Source organism: Candidatus Nebulibacter yamunensis (assembly GCF_024208055.1).
Taxonomy (GTDB): domain Bacteria; phylum Pseudomonadota; class Gammaproteobacteria; order Francisellales; family Francisellaceae; genus Caedibacter; species Caedibacter lacustris.
This window is the reverse complement of the sequence record NZ_JAMBMW010000071.1, coordinates 1-508: the sequence shown is the minus strand read 5'-3', so window position 1 is coordinate 508 and position 508 is coordinate 1. Positions and strand designations below refer to the sequence as shown.

The 508-nt window shown below is 52.8% G+C and carries 1 pseudogene; it reads left to right on the top strand.

Annotation, left to right across the window (positions count from 1 at the left end):
• Positions 1-508, top strand: a pseudogene (locus M1V25_RS10325) (hypothetical protein); the annotation flags it as partial.

Sequence of the window (508 nt, the reverse complement as noted above, 5' to 3'; positions counted from 1 at the left end):
CTCTTCGAGATCATGGTTGCAAAGACCTATGACGAAGTGAAAAAATTCGACATGCAGGTCGAATGGCAGAAGGTTGAAAGTGACCTAGATGAGGTCGGATACGACGGAGTTTCGCCCTCAACCATCCTGCAACTGTTAGCTCTTGTGCTGGCGGGTGAAGCCAAGCGGGCTACGATCCTAAGTCTTGACAAAGCAGAGGTCATCGAGACCTGGCCAAAGGCGGTAAGCGCCATTAAGAGTGCGGTGGACCATTTCCGCACGGCATATCGAATTCCCGTGTCGGCCCTGCTTCCTTACGACTCTTTGATTGTCCCATTCGCTTACTGGTTCTTTATCAAACGCCATGAGCCGTCGGGTGACGATCACCTGCGTATGAGAGAGTTCTTTTGGAGGTCGGCGCTCAGCTATCGCTATTCGTCCGCCGTGGAATCGAAACTTGCAGCCGACAAGCGCGCGATTGACGACATCATCGCTGGCGGTACGGGAACTTGGGATATACCCGTTAACA